The 19,760-nt window shown below is 40.0% G+C and carries 14 protein-coding genes; 5 read left to right on the top strand and 9 right to left on the bottom strand.

What is annotated here, in order from left to right; genetic code table 11:
* Positions 1-10: 10 nt before the first annotated feature.
* The 3 genes from HME9304_RS08910 to HME9304_RS08900 all read left to right on the top strand — a co-directional run bounded on the left by HME9304_RS08910 (position 11) and on the right by HME9304_RS08900 (position 1,814).
* Positions 11-838 carry an alpha/beta fold hydrolase gene (locus HME9304_RS08910; RefSeq protein WP_164674816.1) on the top strand — a complete coding sequence of 276 codons (828 nt, stop codon included), beginning with the start codon at positions 11-13 and terminating at the stop codon, positions 836-838.
* Between the two features lie 34 nt (positions 839-872).
* The gene (locus HME9304_RS08905) at positions 873-1,367 is read left to right on the top strand and encodes a hypothetical protein (RefSeq protein ID WP_112378256.1); all 495 of its coding nucleotides are present in this window, start codon (positions 873-875) and stop codon (positions 1,365-1,367) included.
* A 138-nt stretch (positions 1,368-1,505) separates the two neighbouring features.
* Complete coding sequence (locus HME9304_RS08900; protein ID WP_206170458.1) at positions 1,506-1,814, top strand: hypothetical protein; 309 nt, start codon at positions 1,506-1,508, stop codon at positions 1,812-1,814.
* 125 nt (positions 1,815-1,939) lie between these two features.
* Here the strand turns inward: HME9304_RS08900 and HME9304_RS08895 are convergent, their stop codons facing one another.
* Together HME9304_RS08895 and dinB are read right to left on the bottom strand one after the other, a co-directional pair.
* Positions 1,940-4,927: a DNA polymerase III subunit alpha gene (locus tag HME9304_RS08895; RefSeq protein WP_112378255.1), complete on the bottom strand. Its 2,988-nt coding sequence runs from the start codon at positions 4,925-4,927 to the stop codon at positions 1,940-1,942.
* Between the two features lie 20 nt (positions 4,928-4,947).
* Entirely contained in the window at positions 4,948-6,162 is a 1,215-nt protein-coding gene (gene dinB, locus HME9304_RS08890; protein ID WP_112378254.1) for a DNA polymerase IV, read from the bottom strand.
* A 188-nt stretch (positions 6,163-6,350) separates the two neighbouring features.
* Between dinB and HME9304_RS08885 the strand changes: the two genes are divergently transcribed.
* Both HME9304_RS08885 and HME9304_RS08880 read left to right on the top strand, forming a co-directional pair.
* The gene (locus HME9304_RS08885) at positions 6,351-6,563 is read left to right on the top strand and encodes a hypothetical protein (RefSeq protein WP_123877417.1); all 213 of its coding nucleotides are present in this window, start codon (positions 6,351-6,353) and stop codon (positions 6,561-6,563) included.
* A complete protein-coding gene (locus tag HME9304_RS08880) occupies positions 6,560-6,931 on the top strand; it encodes a hypothetical protein (RefSeq protein WP_112378252.1) in 372 nt (123 codons plus the stop codon). Before HME9304_RS08885 ends, HME9304_RS08880 begins: the two co-directional genes overlap by 4 nt.
* A gap of 55 nt (positions 6,932-6,986) precedes the next feature.
* Here HME9304_RS08880 and HME9304_RS08875 read toward each other — a convergent pair whose 3' ends face one another.
* From HME9304_RS08875 to HME9304_RS08845, 7 genes are all read right to left on the bottom strand, one after another.
* Positions 6,987-7,211: a hypothetical protein gene (locus HME9304_RS08875; protein WP_112378251.1), complete on the bottom strand. Its 225-nt coding sequence runs from the start codon at positions 7,209-7,211 to the stop codon at positions 6,987-6,989.
* Complete coding sequence (locus HME9304_RS08870) at positions 7,208-11,818, bottom strand: DUF6443 domain-containing protein (protein WP_112378250.1); 4,611 nt, start codon at positions 11,816-11,818, stop codon at positions 7,208-7,210. The genes HME9304_RS08875 and HME9304_RS08870 overlap by 4 nt, the downstream gene beginning before the upstream one ends.
* A gap of 2 nt (positions 11,819-11,820) precedes the next feature.
* Positions 11,821-15,471, bottom strand: coding sequence for an RHS repeat domain-containing protein (locus HME9304_RS08865; protein WP_123877414.1), 3,651 nt, complete (start codon positions 15,469-15,471; stop codon positions 11,821-11,823).
* A gap of 739 nt (positions 15,472-16,210) precedes the next feature.
* Entirely contained in the window at positions 16,211-16,525 is a 315-nt protein-coding gene (locus tag HME9304_RS08860; protein WP_112378248.1) for a ribbon-helix-helix domain-containing protein, read from the bottom strand.
* A 2-nt stretch (positions 16,526-16,527) separates the two neighbouring features.
* Positions 16,528-17,286 carry a ParA family protein gene (locus HME9304_RS08855; protein WP_112378247.1) on the bottom strand — a complete coding sequence of 253 codons (759 nt, stop codon included), beginning with the start codon at positions 17,284-17,286 and terminating at the stop codon, positions 16,528-16,530.
* A 38-nt stretch (positions 17,287-17,324) separates the two neighbouring features.
* Entirely contained in the window at positions 17,325-17,654 is a 330-nt protein-coding gene (locus HME9304_RS08850) for a hypothetical protein (protein WP_112378246.1), read from the bottom strand.
* 1 nt (position 17,655) lies between these two features.
* On the bottom strand, positions 17,656-19,752 hold the full coding sequence (locus HME9304_RS08845) for a type IA DNA topoisomerase (protein WP_112378245.1): 2,097 nt from the start codon (positions 19,750-19,752) through the stop codon (positions 17,656-17,658).
* Between the last annotated feature and the right edge of the window lie 8 nt (positions 19,753-19,760).

Raw genomic sequence — 19,760 nt, 5'->3', positions numbered from 1 at the left:
ACAAATGGCCATGAAAATTCTGTACATTGGTTTTTTGCTTTTACTAGCTAGCCTATATTCTTGTAATGGCATTAGTCAACCCAACTACCATTTCGTAGATATCAAGGGAAAAAAACAACATGTTTTGACCTTGGGCAAAGGTGAACCGGTAGTTGTATTTATCAGCGGTGGTGGAAGCGACCTGGAGGATTTTGAGCCTGTTCAAAAAGAAATTTCCAAAATCACCAAGACCATTTCATATGACAAGCTCGGAATCGGGAAATCCGAGCTAGCGGATTCTCCCAGAACACTTGAGAATGTTTCAATGGAGCTTAGGGAACTTATCAAGAAAGAAGGAATCTTGAAATCACCGATAATACTTGTCGGTCATTCCATGGGAGGTTTTGTAGCCCGATATTATTTGCGACTTTACCCTGACAATGTGAAAGGGCTTATCTTAATTGACCCGGGAAGCGAATATTTGGAAGACGAATGGAGAAAGATAAGGACTGAAAAACAGCTAAAATCGGAAGATAGCCTTCTTACCGCACAGATCAAACTAATACCCGAAGGATTTAAAATGGAAGTCTTCGCTTACCCACAGCATGATTCAATTCTGAGGACTTTTGATATAGATACAGATATTCCCGTAGTCCTCATGGAATCGAACATGTTTGAAAAGGGGGACGAATCGGACAGTTTACATATCGAACTGCAAAAAAGACTTTATAGGGAATTTGTGGCGACAGTACCTCAGACAAGGTTGATTTCAACAAAAAAAAGTGGACACTTTATACAATTGGATGAACCAGACTTAGTGATTGAGGCTATAGAGGATATCATACAAAAAGTTCAATAAAATGATTAATTCATAAATTAACTAGATACACTGAATGGAAAATATCGCACCTATAATAATAGGAGGGTCTGCTATTATAGCAGCTATCATTGGTGGAATAATTAATAGGTATGGTTTTGAATTTTGGAAAAATTGGAAAACTATTAATATTCAAGGCTATTTCAATTACATCGGGAAAATGACATTTGAGGGGTCAGAAGAGTTTGAAACAACTATAAAGGAACAAAAACTTACAAACGGTATTCTCAAAATCAGAGGCAAAAAGGTTATTTTTAATGGTTCTTATATTTTACATTTAACAACAAGGGATACTTTTTTGGGGAGCATCAAAGCCTCAGGAACTAGTGATGGTAAGAATATTTATCTAGTATATAATATTGAGCTTGAAAAGAACAAAAATCAATCTTGGCCAGGTATAATGATATTTAATCTTTCTGACTGGGATGACATAACAGGGTATTATATGTCAAAATCACAAAGTGGTGAACACAATCATGGAATAGGTTCAATTATTTTTAAACGTGATTAGTAATCTTAAAGTTCAAATAAACCATATTTCTACTTAAGACGTCAGCATAAAATAATGAAGAACAAAAGAATTGTATATGTATTTCTATTGGTTATTTGCATATTAGGATTCTCCAGATGTGCAAGCACAGGTTTTTTAATGGCTAAAGCAAAAGTCACGCATTTTGGTGATTCCTATCCGCCTAAAGAGGAAGATTCAAAAATTGATGTCTATGTAACAAATAAACCTACTCAAGAGTACACTGAATTTGCACAGATTACATGTGGTGACACAAATGACCAATGGAGTTTGGAACAGATTACAAGAAAGGCACGTGAAATCGGAGCTGATGGAATTATCATAATAGGAAAAGTAGGTAGCTCAGGTGTAGGGGTTCCGATTGGAACTTCGACTTATGTAGTTAACGAAGAATATGGTATGACTGCAGTCGAAATTAGGTATAAATAAATTTGGGCTCATGACAAGAAACTTGAATTACCAGTGCAATAATCCTTTGTGTAATCTTTGTAATATTTATTTGTTATTTCATCAAAAAATACTTCAAAAAATATAGTCGAAGAAAGAAGGTTCAATCAAACGATTGATTTATTTGAATTTTCAGGTAAATGACTCCTGGGGTCGGGCATAATTTCTTGAAAATGAAGTTGGTCCACGATAATACAATAATAGCCCAGTTCTTCCATTACCGTACCTTTTATTTTATAAACTCCCCTGCTCTGAAAACGATATTTTTCTGCAACTTTTGGAAAGTGGACAGTATCAAAAAACATATTGTTGGCGTCTGCGAACGTTCCGAAATACATCAATTTCCCATTCTTTGTATTTGTGCCCTTAAAAGTGACCAGGTTTCCATATATGGTAATTTTCTGTTTATCAAAATTTGGTAAATCATTGGCCAACAATTGGCTTGAGGGTTTACATTTCAACAACTTAAATCTTGACATGAAGGGAAAACCAAAGAACTCGAGCTGGTCGTAAGCCTCGATCAAAAAATTCGTCTCAAGTTCGGGGATATCATATTCGATATGGGGCGTTTTAAAAAGCGTGGGGGCTTTTGGTTTTTTGCCTCCTTTCTGATGTTTTAAATAGGCCTCCCACATTAGACTGTGTTTCCCAATGCCCGTAAAACGAAATGCTCCCACCTTTATCAAAATAACCAACTGCTCTACCCCGATCTGAACCCTATCGTAGAAATCGGCAAGACCCTTGAATTTTCCGTTCAGCTGTCTTTCGGAAAGTAGTCTTTCGGTTGTATTGTTCTCGATGGACTTGACCATTCCAAAACCCAAAAATACCTCTTTGCCAATAACGATGTTCGGATGGTCACTGGTATTGACGCAAGGGGGCAAAATCGTGCCCCCGTATTTCCTGATCTCGTTGACATATGTCTCGGTCCTATAAAATCCCCCGCCATTGTTAAGGACGGCAGTCATGTATTCAATGGGGAAATAATATTTTAGATACAGGCTCTGATAGCTCTCGACGGTGTAGGAAGCCGAATGCCCTTTTGCAAACGCATAACCCGCAAAGGATTCGACCTGGTCCCAAATATCATCTATTGTTCGCTCTGGATGTCCTTTCCTTCGGCAGCTGGCCTTGAACTTGTCCTTCATCCGCAAAAGTACCCCCTTTGTTCTGGTCTTGCCCCGCATGCCCCTTCTCAGGACATCTGCCTCGGCCAAGGTCAACCCCGCAAAATTGTGCGCCACTTTTAAAACATCCTCTTGGTAGACCATTACTCCATATGTTTCCCTTAGAATATCGTACATGATAGGATGTGCGTTGGCCCTTCGTTTCGGGAACCTGTGGCGTAAAATGTATTCATTTTTCATGCCCCCGTTCCCGGGCCCAGGCCTAATGATGGAACTGGCGGCGACCAATCCCAAATAATCATTGGTCCGAAGTTTGGTCATCAATACCCGCATCGCGGGGGACTCGATATAGAACCCACCGATACAGTCCCCTGTGCTGAGCAGATCATTAAGGTTCTGATCTCGGTAAAAGTGATACACATTGTCGATATCCTCGACAACGGCATTTGGCTGATTGTAGGATATAATCTCCAGACAGTCCATGATTTTTGAAAGCCCGCGCTGCGCCAGGATATCAAATTTGAATATCCCGACATCCTCGGCTATGTTCATATCGAACATAACGGTACGAAACCCCTTCGGGGGCATAAAGGTCGCCGAAAAGTATTCGACGGGCCTTTCGGTGATAACAATACCGCAGGCATGGACACTTACGTAATTGGGAAATCCATGAATCAGTTTACCGTATTTACGGACAAGACGGAGATACTTGTCCTTTTCAGGGTCGACATAACGACCTGCCAGGAAGTTGTCCGTCTGTTCCTTTGGCATTCCAAAAACTTTGCTGAGCTCCCTTACGACAGCTCGGTATTGAAAGGTTACATAGGTCCCCATCAAAGCTACGTTCCCAAATGTATCAAATATGAACTCGGTGACGCTATCACGGTCACGCCACGAAAAATCAATATCGAAATCGGGCGGGGAAATACGATAGGGATTGATAAAACGCTCAAAGTAAAGGTTCAGTTCAATCGGGTCCACATTGGTGATGCCCAATATATAGGCGACAACGCTATTTGCCCCTGAACCCCTTCCAATGTGGGGCCAATTATTGGCCCTTGCATTCTCTACGATAAGATAGTTGGCGACAAAATCGAACACGAAGCCCATTTTCTTTATGGAATCCAGTTCATGAACCACCCTTTTAAGAATTGAATCATTCATATGGGGGTACCGCTTGGGCAAACGACCGTAGCATTCTTTTTTGAGGAATTCAAAATCAGCATTTTTACTCCCAAAATGATGCTCTTGGTTTTGGTTGGTCCGTTGGTCGCCAAAAAAAAAATCCACCTTGCACCGTTGCATGACTCTTTTCGTGTTCTCCTTGATAAACGGATAATCCGCAAAAGAATCGGAAAGTCTCTCAATGGGGAGCATGATAGCATCGGGAGAGGCTTCTTCAGATTTGGGAAGTTTGCTCAACAGCGTATTCAAATCGATACAGCGCAACAGCCGATGTGCATTAAAATCCGTTCTGTGCCGAAATGTGACCTGCTGTTGTATGACCAGTTTATCGGTATGTTCAATATACTTGGTAAAGGGGAGCTTCCTCAAATTTTTTATGGACACCCCTATATATTCGTTGTCCCGAAACTGGACCCTTTGGTCCTCCATGACATTCTCCAAAGGATATATTGCGAAGGTATCCCCAAGGCAAGGGGCGGTCCTTGGGAACTCTTTGTTGGAATGAAGGTGATGGGACAGAAATTCATTGATGTTTTGAAAACCCAAATTGGTTTTGGCCAATAAAACGTACTGCTGCTCCACCCCGTTCCTGAAGTCTACCCCGACGACGGGCCATAAAGGAAATTTTGTGGCGTTCTTCAAAAAATTGAGGGTAGCGGAAGTATTGTTTATATCGGTCAGGGCCATATAGCCCACGCCCATTTGAACGGCAAGTTCCAAAAGTTGAACCTCGGTCAAGGTTCCATAACGAAGCGAGAATTGTGAGTGGCAGTTAAGGTACATATCATCCGGTCGGTTCAAGGTTATTGTCTGCGATGTGCCAGGACTATGGGCGGCTCGCCATTGAACGGGTTCCTGTTGCTACGGACCGATTTTACGTCCATGGTCGAGGCCCTCATCAAGCAAGAGGCACCAAAACGTTGTCTCATTCTGTCCATGGCCGTATAGAGTCCTATCCGCTTGGAATCATCATCGAACAGGTTTATTTGATAGTGGCCGCCTACCAGGTCTGAAAAGCGTACGCCGACCAAACGTATCAGCAACCTCCGTTCGTAAAGTTTTTCAAAAAGTTCAAGAATTTTCGGAATGAGCAGATGGTCGGCACTAGTATATGAAAGCCGACCTTGTTTGGAATAGACCGAAAAATCGGAATATTTGATCTTGACGCTTACGCAAGAGGCCAACCTGTCGTCCATTCTGAGCTGGAAGGCCAAACTTTCCCCCATGGCCGTAAGGGTGGCCTTTAGACTTTCAATATTTGCGGTGTCACCTTCATAGGTACGTTCCCTGCTAATCGATTTTCGCTCCGAGTAGGGAGTGATCGGACGCGTATCAATGCCATTGGCACGTTCCCAGATAATAAGGCCGTTTTTCCCTAGAACAGAATGTATGACCTCCTTTGGCATTGACTGCAGTGATTTGACCATATGGATTCCCAGGTCCCTTAACCGTGATGCGGAAACCTTTCCTACCGACGGAATCTTACGGATGGGCAATGGGGCCAAGAAGCTGCGCTCATAGCCCAAATCGATACGCATCTGATTATTGGGCTTTGCCTCGCCCGTGGCCACCTTCGAAACGACCTTGTTCTGCGATAGACCGAAAGAAATCGGCAGGCCCGTATTATCAATGATTTTCTGCCTGAGCTGTTTGGCAAACTTATAGGTGCCAAAATATCTGTCCATACCGGTAAGGTCAATGTAGAACTCGTCTATACTGGATTTTTCAAAAACGGGCACTTCATTGCCTATGATATCGGTCACCAGTTTTGAATACTTGGTATATACCATAGAATTGCCTTTGATGATCAAAGCTTCGGGACACATCCTTTTGGCCATGGGCATCGACATGCCCGAGTGGATTCCGTAGGGACGTGTTTCATAACTGCATGCGGAGACTATGCCCCTGCTGCCCGTACCCCCCACTAGAACAGGTTTATTGATAAGGCCTGGATTTTCCCTCCTTTCGCATTCCACGAAGAAGGTGTCCATATCCATGTGAAGTATAGATCTTTCCATTATTTTTTAATTGAGGACGATAAAACTAGATAAAAAAGATTAGAATTATGGAAATAATCCTATTATTTGGATTAATTCCAATATATTTATAATTTGATAATGGAATTGAGAAAGAAGCTAACCATAAGATAAAACTAGAAGTTGGTTCTTCTTTTGTGATGATTGGTAAGTACAAACATGATGATAATGTGCTATCAATAGAAGTATCGCTTAAAATGGTTAAAGCTTTTGATGCAAGTGTAGATTATATTATTGGCGAAGGTCAGCTCTCTAACTATGATAAAGATGTTTTAAAACGTATTGAGTATATTGAACATTTGCCAGAAGAAGATAAAGCACACTTTTTTTATGTTATTGATAACCTTATTAAAGCTGTAAAACTTAAATCTATTGCATTATGAGGGTTTTAATTCTACTACTTTCTTTAATGATATTCAGTAGTTGCTCAAAAAAACCTGACAATTGTAACCAATTTAAAACAGGAACTTTTAAGTATACTGATTCAGCATATGACGGTTACATAATTGAAAGAAATGATTCTATTCAAATTGAGACTAATGAACTGAAAAACATTAAAATTACGTGTACAGTAAAATGGTTATCTGACTGTGAGTTTATTGTAACTCCTATTGAAACACTTAATCATTACGAAGAGATTTTAAACATACCAATAAACGTAAAGATTATAGAGACTGAAAATAATCGATTCAGATGCAAATCTGTTTCCAATTATAATATCACTGAAGTAGAAATGGAAAAAATTAAATAATTTCCTTTTAAGATATAGCTTATAAAAAAACCACCTCGTTAAAAGTGGTTTTTTGTTAATTCATAATATAATAATCCATATTAAGTTTGTTTAAAATAGATTCTGCATTCTGAATATCTTTTTCATAAAGCTCAATTTCAATTGATTCTCCATCTATCATTCCATCTAACAGGTTTTTAGCATCTTTCAAACCATATCTACCAAACTCCTTTAAAAAGTTGGTAAACTGGATTCTGTACTGTTCTTTGGTTTTAAAACCATTAATAATTAATCTTTTCAATCAAAATAATCTTTAACGTTTGCTTCTATTGTAATAGTCTTTCCTGGATTAGCGCCAGTAGTTCTTTTTCCAGAATTAAAAATAACTTTTTCTACATTACTTGACTTACCAAAACTGGCAAGAGCTTCTTTAAATCCAGAAACACCAAGTGCTCCTTCAAAATCGCCTCCATCTATTGTCAAAACACCATCACTTACACTTATATCACCTTGAAAAGCAAAATCTGTGCCATCAAAACTACCAGAAACTTGAAAGAAGTTTCCATCTGCATCATCAATTTTTAAGCCTTCAAGTTTGCCTGCACCACCAGATTTAGTAAAAGCATCAGTAACATCATCTACACTTGATGAAAATGCGTCAGCAACATTATCCGCTTTACCAAATAATTTTTTAAACCCAAATTCAGCTAAATTCTTTAGACCTTTATAAGCCATTTTGGTGACATCGAAAATATCACTTGCTCCATTTGTTGCTTGTGATAAAGCTTCATCTTTTATCTCATTAGCAACAAAAGCAGTAGTAGCTTCAGTTCCGGCAATTCCCGCAGCAACACCTCCAACCATCGCAAGCTGTCCAACAGTTGCAACTGTATTTGCAACACGTTGAGCTTCTTGATGTCTAGCAAGATTTTCAGAGGTCATCCCTTTTCCAAATGGTGGCATATGAGGAACAACTTCCAGTCCTTCTAATTCTCTACCAATTCCCAACTTGTTTTCCGCAAAGGCATAAGTAGAGTTATAAGAATAGTGTTCCGCTAATGGGTCTATTTGCCAAAACCTACCAATTGCCGGATCGCTAATTCTATATTTCCACTCATGGATATTTAAGCCTAAATCTTCCGTGAACTCTTGACTCTGATAAGTCTTGTAGTTATTCTTTACGCCATTCACAACATTGTTGTACCCTTTATGAAGTAACCCAAAGGGGTAGTAGTTCTGCTCCCTCCTGATTTCGTTTGCGGGGTCAATTGACCCATCGCCGTTGTCGTCCGCATAGGTTAACCTTGTGTTGCCCCATACATCAACATAGCGGTACACGTAGTCATATCCGCCCTGACCATCTGGCTCGATATAGCCCTCTGGTTGTGTAATCTGTTTCAGGCTTCCCCCTTCGTAAACAAAGTTTCCGATGTAATCGGTCGTTGTGCCGTTGCTGTTTATCTTCCTTAGCTTCGTCCTATCTGCCGCATAGATATAGTCCAGAATACCAGCATTTGCACCTGTTACCGTAATCTTTATTGGCATGTTGAGATGGTTATACTCAACGCTCGATATCCCTTTATTGAGGTCGGATGTCATGTTGCCGTTGGCATCATAGGTATATTCCGTGGTGGTATCGATCCCGTCATTAAAGCCTTGGCTATCGTTCCCGTTGTCCAGTACCTTTATAAGCTTGTTGCCGCTGTCATACGTGTAAACCAGATCGTCCATATTGCCAAAGAGCGTGGCATCTGCATTGGTATGCCCCTGCCTTTGCAAAGATAGAATATTTCCATTTTTATCATAGCCAACGCTGTTCAGATGATAGTTGGGACTGTTTGCAGTGGCATTTATGATCCTGTTCAGCGGATCATAGCCGTAGCGGTACCATTTCAGGCCGTTGTCCACATTGGCCGTTTTCCACTCCGTCTCACTGATGTTCCCGTTGTAGAGCGGTGTGCCCCCATGGTCCGCCGTATTGTAGTTGATATCGAACGCAAAGAGGTCGTTGCCCAGGTTTGCGGTATTATTGATGGCCTTTAGCCAGCCCCGTACATTATACTCATAGTCCACCGTCTGTAGGTTGCCGCCCACTTTCTTCCCTACCAGTTGCCCCAGTTCATCATAGGTGTTCTCCACGATGGTCTCGGTATGGGCCCCTATGATCTGGGTCTGTTCGGTGAGCCTGCCCATATGGTCGTACGCATAGTTGTCCACGGTCACTATTGGCGGGTTCGCCCCCTTGGTGTGGACGGTGACCACCTGTTCCGGCCTGCCCACAAAGTCAAGCTTGGTCTCCACCTGCGTAAAGGTCTGCGCCAGTTCGTTCATGGTCCCCTCTGTGATGAGCCTTCCCTTTTCATCGTAGGCCCTGGCCCATCTCACCCATTTATCGTTGTTCCCGTCCAGTACGAGCCTGCCACCGCCCGTGGGCAGGCCCCTTACGTTCTGTGTCACGGCCTGACCCAGTACGGTGGTGGGCACGGTATAGCCGAACAGCGGGAAATTGTAATCATCGTAATAGTTGAGCACCTGTAGCTGGGGAAACGGTGAACCGTTGAATATGGAGGGATAGGCATCGTCCGTATACACTTGTCCGTCCTTTTCCTCGTATTGTACTATAGCATTGTCCGCATTGGTCTGTGCTTGTAACCTTGTCAGGTTAAGGTTCAGCACCCCCGATACGATTATCCGTCCAAATGCATCATATTTGGTATAGGACCATTCATTCTTTGAGTCCTGTAATGCATTCTGTGTCATAATTGGCCAATGCAATTTGTTATAAACGATAAGTTCCCAGCCCTTGCCCGGTACCTTCTTCTCCACCAAACGGTTGCGGTTGTCGTACTTGTACTGGTAGCAGAGCTCGTTGAGCTCAGTACTACTTACCCCGTTGGAAGTGTCCACCTTTGGCGGCAGCACAAAGGTGAGGTTGCCATAGTCGTCGTACACATAATGGGTGTCGTGGGCCTCGACTGCGCTCGGCGACCCCACTTCCCCATACGTCCGCTTGAGCACCACATGGCCCAGCTTGTCGGTATACGACTCGGTGGTGTGGAGCTTGGAGGATGTCCCGTCATGGTTCTCGTCCTTGGTCACCATCTTGTAGAGTTCGCCCTGTGGATAGTGGCCGTCCTCAACAAGGGTCGGCGTATACGTGTTGTTCGCAAAGGCAAGGCTTACGGTATATTGCTGCACTTCGCCCGTTATATTAGTACCGTACCCGAACTCGATCTCGTGACCGCTGCCCATCTTCCAGTCCTCTCCGGGGGCGGCCTGTTTGAGTACCCTATTTAAAGGTGATGGCTCAAATTCTATTTCTGTGAATGGGTTCGAAGTATTTTCATATTTAAAATCATCGTAAAAATCCAATGTGTTGGATTTACTGGAACTGATGTAATGTCCCAAATCAGACCTTTGGACCGTGAAAGGCAGAAATCCTTTCTCCATCAGACCTGTGCCATTATACTCGATATGCCTTATGATATCGTCCTTATCTGGTGATTGTCCAATTCCGATATTTTGGATTTCCCGTCCAAGACCATCAAAGTAAACAACGCGTTGCAACACTCTATCGTCTTGAACAAACAGAGCAGTGCTCGAAACCGAAGAATCTTGGTATACTATTTCATAAATGTAATTGTGGTCGTTTGGATTTTCACTGATAACCATGGAACAAATATTTGTTTCCGAGCTTATATCAGGGCATAAGTCGTTGTTGTTGGTAACGTACTGTATACCATTATCTGGGGGTGAACATCTTGGTGGTGTACTATTGTTGGGGTCTCCCAAACCATCTAAATCTCCATCCGCATACCAAATGGTCCCTGAAGTTATATTCGCTTGAATCACAGTTCTATTATCCGATACGCATCCTGAGCCGAGGCTTATACTTTCTACATAATACGTTTTACTTTCTGTTAGAAAAGGTGTCGAAAAGCTTGAACCTACATGTATGGGAGAACCTCCGGATTCTGTTTCGAACCATCTGACGCTATCGGCATTTGTCCCTGGCGTAGCCGTTAGGTCTATCGAACCAGGGCTACAATTGGAGACATTTGCCCCCACTGCGTTTCCAATTGAAGAACGTACGTTTACAGTGACCACATTGGAATATTCCGTCAATCCACAAGATGTAACTTCCCTTCGGTATTTAGTGGTGGATGTCAGGTTCATGGCAGGAGTATACGAAGTCGAGGTCGCTCCGTTGATATTGGTATAACTTACTCCATCATCAGTGGATTCTTCCCATTGGTATGAATAACTTGTTCCTCCGCTCGCTACAGATTGATTGTTTAACGGAGAAGGCTCGGTTCCATAGCAAATTGTCTGATTGCCCGCTATTGTGCCACCTATATATGGGATTATATTTACGTCGATAAAACCCAGGTCAGGGCTCCATTCTCCAGAATTATTGTCCCAAGCCCTAATATAATAGGTTCCCGAAGCATTCACGTTGTAGGTAGAAGCGCTTCCAAGAGATGTACTTGTTCCATTGACATCGGTGCCCTGCCAATACCAAGTTACTCCAGCTGGTGGGGAACCGGACCTCCTGATAATTGCAGAATTACATGTATTGCTATCTATTACTGGATTAGGGGGATTGTATACATATGCGCTGACGGTCACGTCCAATGAAGCATAAAGCGTTAATTGGTCATATTCGAGCGAAAGTGTGTGGACCCCAATATCATGCCAATAAATTGAAATATTCTGCCCGTCGAAGGAAATAATGGTGCCCCCAGTAATGGACCAAATTGGCGGGTACGCGTTTGGATTGATATATTGTCCCAGCGAATAGTTGGCCGTATAGTTTACATCTACGTCCGTTGGTCCATTGATGGCGATGCTTTGAGATCTGACAAAAGCCGAAAATAAAATGGCGGTAAGGATTATGGCGTTTCTCATGATTAGTTTTTATAGTTGTATCTGTACTCTTTTAATAAATTATTATCTTGATCACGTACCTCTTTCAGTCTGTTTTGACCGTCGTAGATATAGGATGTAGTATAGCCCCTGGAATCCGTGATGCTAGTCATTCCGATCAAGGGGTCATAGGTGTAGGTAGTAACCATGGAATTGGAAAGTAGGGAACGAAGATTTTCAAGATCGGTCATATCGGATTCATCAAAGCTCTTTAATAAAGCAATTGTTGTTCCCAGAGCTTGAGCAATTTCGGTATAAGAGGCATTCTCTACCTTAGCGATTGGATACGTTTGATTGTAGCCCCAGAAGTAACTTGTCCACATACCATCATCCATTGAAACCTCTAACGGTTTTCCTACAGAACTATATGAATGGAATTGAAACTCTTCTTTAAGCGTATTGTCCATCGTCATTTCCCCCTTCAGCGATTCTATACCTGCTGGAAGAATTATTCCACTGTCCCAAGCGCCGTAGTTTGTTCGTTGAACCGAGGTGGTTACTAAACTTCCGTCAATGGTACTGGTTCTTGTTTGAACAGGTTCTGCTATTCGATGCTGGTTGAATTCCTTCAGGGCATCTATGTTTGCCTTTTCTGTAGACGTCAACTCTTCACCTAGGCCACCCAAACTATTCACGTCATCGGGATACAAATAAATTTTTTCGATTTGCTTGCCGTCGCTTTTTTGAATGGAAACCTTGCTGGGAAGATAGTGCTGATTGTAGGAATAGCTTGTGGAATCTGTCAACGCTATACCTTCATGAAATTCTGTAGTGACTGTCCTTATCCTAGGTGTACTCTCTTCTTTTATGTTGTAAATCTGAAATTCCGTAAACACGCCAGAAGTGCCAACATAATTGCAGACCCAATCATGCTGCGTAGATATTCGGGGATAGAGACCTCTTCCGACGGAACGAGGTGGTAAGTAATTGTGGAAATCATATTCGTGTACAGTCTCGCTAACTTTGGAACCGTTTGCATCATATAACGTTTCTTTGAGCAAATCTCCATTGCTTTCTTCGTAGGTCGATTCAGGATAATATGCTACCTGAGAGGTATGTGGTGAGGTAGCCGGAAAAAAATCGATTATACCAGGAATACTGTAAAAGGTATTAAATACGTTCGGTTTATTGGCATAAATGCTTATCCGTTTTCCGTTGCCCTTCCAGAGACCATTCTCGAAAAATTTTTCTGACTCTTCAACCCTTGAATATCCAACATGAGAACTAGGTGGGGCATTTGCGGCATGTACATTGGTGGAATAAACTTCAGTCAGATAGGTATGCCAATCCGTTAAATTTTGTACAGAACAGGGAAGGCCACTTCCATCCCTAAGTCCCATATATTGAGCAAAGTTTGAATACACAGGTGGGTTTATTAAAATACCCGAAGAAAAGCCATCCAATGGGTTGTTACCATCATAGTCCAATAAGTAGGTATAGTCTTTCTTAGATAACATTCCATTGTCATAATCATAATTTTCGGTACTAGCAATCCTAGCACCGCCTATCTCTAGGTCGTACGCATCGTACAACAACGACTTGGGTATTTTCAAGCTGAATCTGACCGCAAACGAATATTGTTTGTAGTAATCGGGATGTGAGCTATTTGCACCTTCATCCTCGTCATAAAAATTGGAAGGATGTTTTAATCCCTGAACCCTGAAATAGTAATTGCCATCAGGTATTTCGCTGAAATTGAAGGAATATTTAAAAACATATCCATCCTGAGAAGTGACGATCAAAGGTGGGCATATTGAACCGCTACCTTGATATAGACACCTTGGAGAGCTTGAGAATGGGCTTTCAAAAACTACCTGTTCTGTATCAGCATTGACCATTTGAAAGGCTATACTGGAAATATCTTCATCGGCCACATCACATTTTCTAATGTCATCATCGGATGAACTGTTCTCAAATTCTTGACCACAGGCAATTTGAAGTGTTCCTGTAAGTCTGGAGAACTCTTTCGCAGAACTATTGTTACTTAGATAAATATTTTGAGAAACTGCGGGTTGGGATTCTTCATAAGAAGTGATTTCCAAAGTGGTTTCTTCTTCAAATGGGTAATTTGTGATTCTGTTTTCATTGGTGAGTATCACGGAATGGGGCTCGTATATAAACTTTGTAAAGCCCCTTGTCGGGTAGTATACTCTCTCCAATAGACCGTTCTGTCCATAAGTAAAGTCGGCCCTACGGTCTGCTCCTAAGATAGTTTGCATATTATCCTCTTCCTGATTGGTATTAGGATTTATCCAAGAATATTCCTTTCTAAAAGATGGATAATTGTAGGCATTGACTTTACCGTTATAATAGCCCCAATAATCCATTGATTTGGAATTTTTTATTGGTAGTGCTTCACTATTGATATAATCAAACCCTCTGAAAAATTCGTTGTTCTTATGTACACTGTCCAGCTTTAGACGTAAATACTTCTTTGAATCACTACTGGAAATTTGGCCTTGATTAAAATAAGAATAACTGAAATCAAATTTCACCTTCTCTTGCCCAGAAAAATCCCTGATACTGATGCTTTCCAACTTTTTGGGGCGATCTAAGGTTCCAGTCAAAAGACTTGGTATATTGGTTATTTCAACATCCGTGTCACCAACCTTTGCAACATCCAGTCTATCGGAAGTATTGAACTGTACCTGAAATCCATCCGATGTCATACTTTCCAAATACAATATTTGGTAGCCCGTCAATTGTTTTCCTTCTTGGGGTGTATTGACTAAAAAACTAAGCTGCGGGTCTGTAAAATATGGAAACCCATAGGCCGTATCAAACAATCTGGGTGTTTCCTGTTGACGTACCATAGGGTAATAGTTAAAATTTAAAACTGCTCCTCGGGGAGAAATCATTCTATCCAACTTCCAGCCCGTAATAAGGGGGTCTATATGAGGGGATTGAACAGCATATAGTGTGTCTGGACCATAAGTGGCGGTGATGGAATAGGTCCTTTGTTCAAAATAGAACTCAAAGCCTCTGTCGTTTGTTACTTTAAAAGATTTTGATGGCTCTATATATTCTACTTTGAACCTCTTATCCGTATTCATCATACTGACGCCTATATTGCCTCCATTTAAAGCTTTTTGGGTAAGAATGAATGAGGCGGTCTCACCAAAAATGTTGAGCGTGAATACATCTGGCTGGGTATCCCATCCTAAAATCCTATTATCATAATCAGTATAGAGCACCATCTTATCGTTCATAGCTTGACCGTAATCTCCTATGTACTGTGGAATTGTAACATCTGTCAAAGCGAACCCGACCAAAGATTGATTTGGTCCACTGCCTATTGTGATATCGCAGTGTCCATTGATTTGCCTTGTTATGACAGGCTCATTGGAAGAAGTCCATCCCAAACCTGTCCAGCCCGCTTCTTGTGAAACCTTAATACCATCGGTACCGTAGGATAATACTATTGGAATGGGAAGGCCATCAAAGTCCAATACTTTTAAAGGCACACTAATATTAGCTTCTCCAGTGTACATGTTTATCGGAATATTTCCATATGAACCCAATGAAGCTACCTCAGGACTTGGGTGGGTTAGCTCGGGAATTGTCATATTAGTTTGTGATAGCGCATTATTCAAGAGAAGAAATAGCGTAAGTATCGTCGTTAGTATTCGTTTCATATTATTCTGCTAATTATTGTTTAGGTATATGTTACTGTGAAGTTTTCGCTCCAATTGAGGAAATAGTGATATTCTATTAAGAAAGGATATCCAATAAAATTAATGGATAAAACATCTCAAAATTTAGTGTATTACTAAACTGCTAACCGAGTGTAGCACCATTTAAGCGTACTAAGAGGATACGCTTAAGTGTAGGTATAAGAATCTATTCAATAATAAAAATGAATCTTATCATTCCAATCGATTAAGTTTTGCTAGTGTTCTTTTCATGTAAAGGTTGTAAGGATTATACTTTAACTATTCTATTATAGGAAAAGTAATAAATTTTTTATAAGTTATTTATTACAAAAATCATATTTAATATCAATTTAATGTGTTGCTTTTTTTATTTAAACTCTCAATTTGTTGATAATCAATTTTTTAAAGACAAAGAATTATTGCTCTAATAAATTTTTAAGCAGTATAATTAACAGTAATTTAACTTACACGCGCTATATTAATAATCTGCTATACGAATAAAATTTTATTCAATAAAATGTAGGATATTAAAACTTTATATTAAAGTCTTTTAAAATTCTCATCACTTACATTGAGAGTTCAACGAATAAATTTGCAGGTGTACATTTTATTTCCGCAAAGATTTTTGGATAAGAATTGAATTTATAAGGAAATAAGCCCAAAGGCTCTTTATACAATAGCATTTTCCTTATGTTTATTAAATAATTCTATAATATTTTACTTATTTGATGTTTTCTAAAAATTTAGCATACTGCTTTTCTTTCTCTAGAAGCTTAATTTTCTTGGACAAGAGTTCTAATGCTTCCCTAATTACATCAGCTTGCGAAACCTTATTAGGCTCAGTCAGCTCCTTAATTTTCTGTATTTTGAGTAAAAGAGTTTTAGTTGACTGTGGTCCTCTAACCGTAAAGGTTACTTGGGGCTCTTTTTTTTCAACTGGTCTTCCTGGTCCTTTAGTGGACTTGCCATTATCAGCTCCATTACCCTTCTGTTTATTATCCCCTTGGTTCTTTGCCAATAAATCATTTAATCCCATACTTAACTGTATTTTTTGATTTTACTTGCTACTTCTCTACCTAATTTACCATAGTCTATTGCTCCCCTACTTTTGTTGTCAAACTCAAATATAGTCATCCGATTGTCTTTGTGTTGTGAATTCTCGATAGCGGTATTCCTTCTTATTCTAGTCTTAAAGAGAGCATCTTCCCAATTATTATCTTTAAAATCCTGTTCAATACTTTTGCTAATTTTAAGTCTCTCGTCAAAATGAGTAACAAGAATGCCCAAAAGGGACAAATTTTCGTTCATATTTTCCTTAACTCCGCTTATAAACTCTATCATGATATTAACCCCGTCTATGCTAAACTGGGAAGCCTGGACAGGAATTATAACATAGTCTGCAGCAGTTAAGGCGTTCACTGTGACCAAATTCATGTCAGGCGGGCAATCCAAAAAAATAAAATCATAACTACCACCGAATTTCTTTATGGCTTTTTTCAAAATAGTTTCCCTTGCAAGTTCCCCCTGTATTAAAAGGTCTATTCCCGCAAAATCAATTGAACTGGGTATAAGGTCAAGATTTTTACGAACGTTTATTATATCGAATGGTTTTCTCTGAAACAATTCATTTATAGATGAGTTAGGTTCCACAGCCCCTATATTTTTGGAAAGATTGGCCTGTTTATCACAGTCAATAATCAGAACTCTATGTTTTTTTGTAAAGTAAGCTGCAAGATTTAGGCAAGTGGTTGTTTTGGCCACTCCCCCTTTCTGATTACTAATAGCTATTACTTTCATGCATTATAATATTAATTGTGAATATATGTAATATAATATTAAATCATATCATTATTAGTAATCATTTCATCTAGGAGCATCAACCTACCATTGCTATAATACAGACTTGCGTCACATTTTAAGCCCTTATTGTTTAATGGTGAAAAGGTTTCAATATGCACGTACGAAATATCAAAAAAACCAATATTGATATTTTCATTGAAAGGAGTAATCATTACAAACATTTCATTCTGCAATTCTTGGCAACGAAGTACAACTACCGTTGTAACACTATTTCCTAAATAAAGTTTGCAAAATTCACGTGCCTTTTCGGTAATCTTAATCCCTAAGTTACCATACGGTCGAAATTCAAGATTGATCGCTTTCATATTAGTCAAATGAAAGTTTAACCTTTTTGTTTTCGTCCAAGATAAGTTTGGCATCGTAGGATTTTCCCGTCTTGCTTTTAAAACCTTTTATTTTATTGGTAACACCATTTTTAATAAGTTCTATCACCTGTTTATCGCTCAGCTTTTTATTGAATGAAGATATCCAAATGGTGAAATCACATTTTGGTTCTTGATTCCAATTGCCGCAGTAAAAGGCTTTCTTTCCTTTTCTTACTTCGCCGGATTGACATTTTGGGCAGTTTCCAAAGCTAACATTTCTGGCTTTTTCTTCAGGTGTTTGAAATTTGGCTATTTGTTTGGCCGACTCCAATAAAGTTGGAAATATGTCATTTACGTAGTTTCTAATCTCCCTCATAAACTGTTCATAATCCAATTCCCCCTTTTCAATAAGTTTAAGTTTATATTCCCATTCCGCAGTTATTTCTGGGGAAGAAATAGAGATTTCCCTTAAGGAGTTGATAAGTTCGACACCTATTTCAGTTGGCATTAACTTAACCCCTTTGCGCTCAATATATGCTCTTGATATAAGGGTTTCCACAAATCCCGAACGAGTGGCGGGAGTACCTAATCCTTTCCCCTTTTCTTTTAAAGCTTCCCTTAGTTTTTTATCTTGGACCAATTTCCCCTCTGTCTCCATATACCCGTACAAACTGGCTTCTGTAAAGATTGCTTTTGGTTTGGTAGATCCTTCATGAACCACCACATTAGAAATAGTTTTCTTTTCCCCTTCTACTATTTCGGGCAACATTGGACTATGTTCTCCCTCTGGGTAAAGTACGCGCCAACCTGAAGATATGATGTTAAAGCTCGTTGCTGAAAAGACATGTTCCTGATGGTCAAAAGAAAGTTTTCTGTTTATTTTCACACAATCAGGAAGGAATGTTTGCAAAAACCCTTTTGTAATCATTAGAAAAATATTCTTTTCGTCCTCTTTTAAGGTAGAAAGGTCGATAGGTTCCCCTGTTGGAATAATGGCATGGTGGTCTGAAACCTTTTTATCGTTAAAAACTTTATTCTTATCAACATTGTTCAATAAATCTTTCTTAAGGCTATTGGTTTCAACATCATTGATGGAAAAATTTTGCAATCCCTCCAAAACTTCTTTGACTTCATCAATTTGCATTTCGGACAAATAGCGGCTGTCGGTTCTAGGATAGGTAACGGCTTTATGCCTTTCATATAAAAGCTGAACAATATCCAAGGTTCGTTGTCCTGTGTACTTAAAAGTGCTATTAGCCTGACGCTGTAAGGTGGTCAAATCAAAAGGTAAAGGAGATTTTTCATTTGTCGTTTTGTCCTCTTTTCTAATACCAGGGCTTAGACTTCCCTTCAGACCATTTACAAGTGCTGAAGCTTCTCCTTTATCCTCAAAATTTTTATCACAACTTAAGACAAAAGGGGTTTCATCATGCTCCAGGGTAACTCTTGGTTGGAAAAAAGGAGTTGATTTAAACTTGGAGTTTTCCAAGTATCTATCAACAATTAACCGAAGGGTGGCCGTTTGAACCCTTCCAATGGATAAAGCCTTGTTTTTACCGCTGGCCAGCGTATAGCCTTGGGTGAAATTAATTCCTACCAACCAATCAGCTTCACTCCTAGCCTTAGCAGCATAAAAAAGATTATCGTAATTCGTTATAGGTTGAAGCTCATTAAGAGCTTTTTCCACAGCTTTATCAGTATTAGAGGATGCCCACAACCTTTTGATAGGAACTCCCACGGGAGTTTTAATTAATTGTTGGATATAACGATAGATTAATTCGCCTTCCCGAGCCGCATCTGTGGCCACTATGATTTCGTCAGCATTTTCAAAAAGAGTTTTAATGACGTTGAACTGTTTTTGAATGCCCGGGTCGTTCTTTACCTCTAACTTAAATGGGTCTGGATTGATGGGTAAATGGTCCAATGACCATTTTTCAAATCCATAGGCTTGGGGCATGGACAGCCCTACAAGGTGGCCGATTGCCCATGTTACCTGATAACCATTTCCTTCTAAATATCCATCTTTACGGGCAGTAGCTCCGACTACTTTTGCTACAGCTTGGGCAAAACTAGGTTTTTCAGCAATTACTGTTTTCATTATTGACG

This window comes from Flagellimonas maritima (assembly GCF_003269425.1).
In the GTDB taxonomy this organism is placed as follows: domain Bacteria; phylum Bacteroidota; class Bacteroidia; order Flavobacteriales; family Flavobacteriaceae; genus Flagellimonas; species Flagellimonas maritima.
The sequence above is the reverse complement of the archived record's forward strand: the minus strand, read 5'-3'. Positions and strand labels throughout refer to the sequence as shown.

Coding starts and splice junctions, on each gene's coding strand:
- HME9304_RS08910 (WP_164674816.1), top strand. CDS start 11: ATGAAAATTCTGTACATTGGTTTTTTGCTTTTACTAGCTAGCCTATAT.
- HME9304_RS08905 (WP_112378256.1), top strand. CDS start 873: ATGGAAAATATCGCACCTATAATAATAGGAGGGTCTGCTATTATAGCA.
- HME9304_RS08900 (WP_206170458.1), top strand. CDS start 1,506: ATGGCTAAAGCAAAAGTCACGCATTTTGGTGATTCCTATCCGCCTAAA.
- HME9304_RS08895 (WP_112378255.1), bottom strand. CDS start 4,927: ATGTACCTTAACTGCCACTCACAATTCTCGCTTCGTTATGGAACCTTG.
- dinB (WP_112378254.1), bottom strand. CDS start 6,162: ATGGAAAGATCTATACTTCACATGGATATGGACACCTTCTTCGTGGAA.
- HME9304_RS08880 (WP_112378252.1), top strand. CDS start 6,560: ATGAGGGTTTTAATTCTACTACTTTCTTTAATGATATTCAGTAGTTGC.
- HME9304_RS08870 (WP_112378250.1), bottom strand. CDS start 11,818: ATGAGAAACGCCATAATCCTTACCGCCATTTTATTTTCGGCTTTTGTC.
- HME9304_RS08865 (WP_123877414.1), bottom strand. CDS start 15,471: ATGAAACGAATACTAACGACGATACTTACGCTATTTCTTCTCTTGAAT.
- HME9304_RS08860 (WP_112378248.1), bottom strand. CDS start 16,525: ATGGGATTAAATGATTTATTGGCAAAGAACCAAGGGGATAATAAACAG.
- HME9304_RS08855 (WP_112378247.1), bottom strand. CDS start 17,286: ATGAAAGTAATAGCTATTAGTAATCAGAAAGGGGGAGTGGCCAAAACA.
- HME9304_RS08850 (WP_112378246.1), bottom strand. CDS start 17,654: ATGAAAGCGATCAATCTTGAATTTCGACCGTATGGTAACTTAGGGATT.
- HME9304_RS08845 (WP_112378245.1), bottom strand. CDS start 19,752: ATGAAAACAGTAATTGCTGAAAAACCTAGTTTTGCCCAAGCTGTAGCA.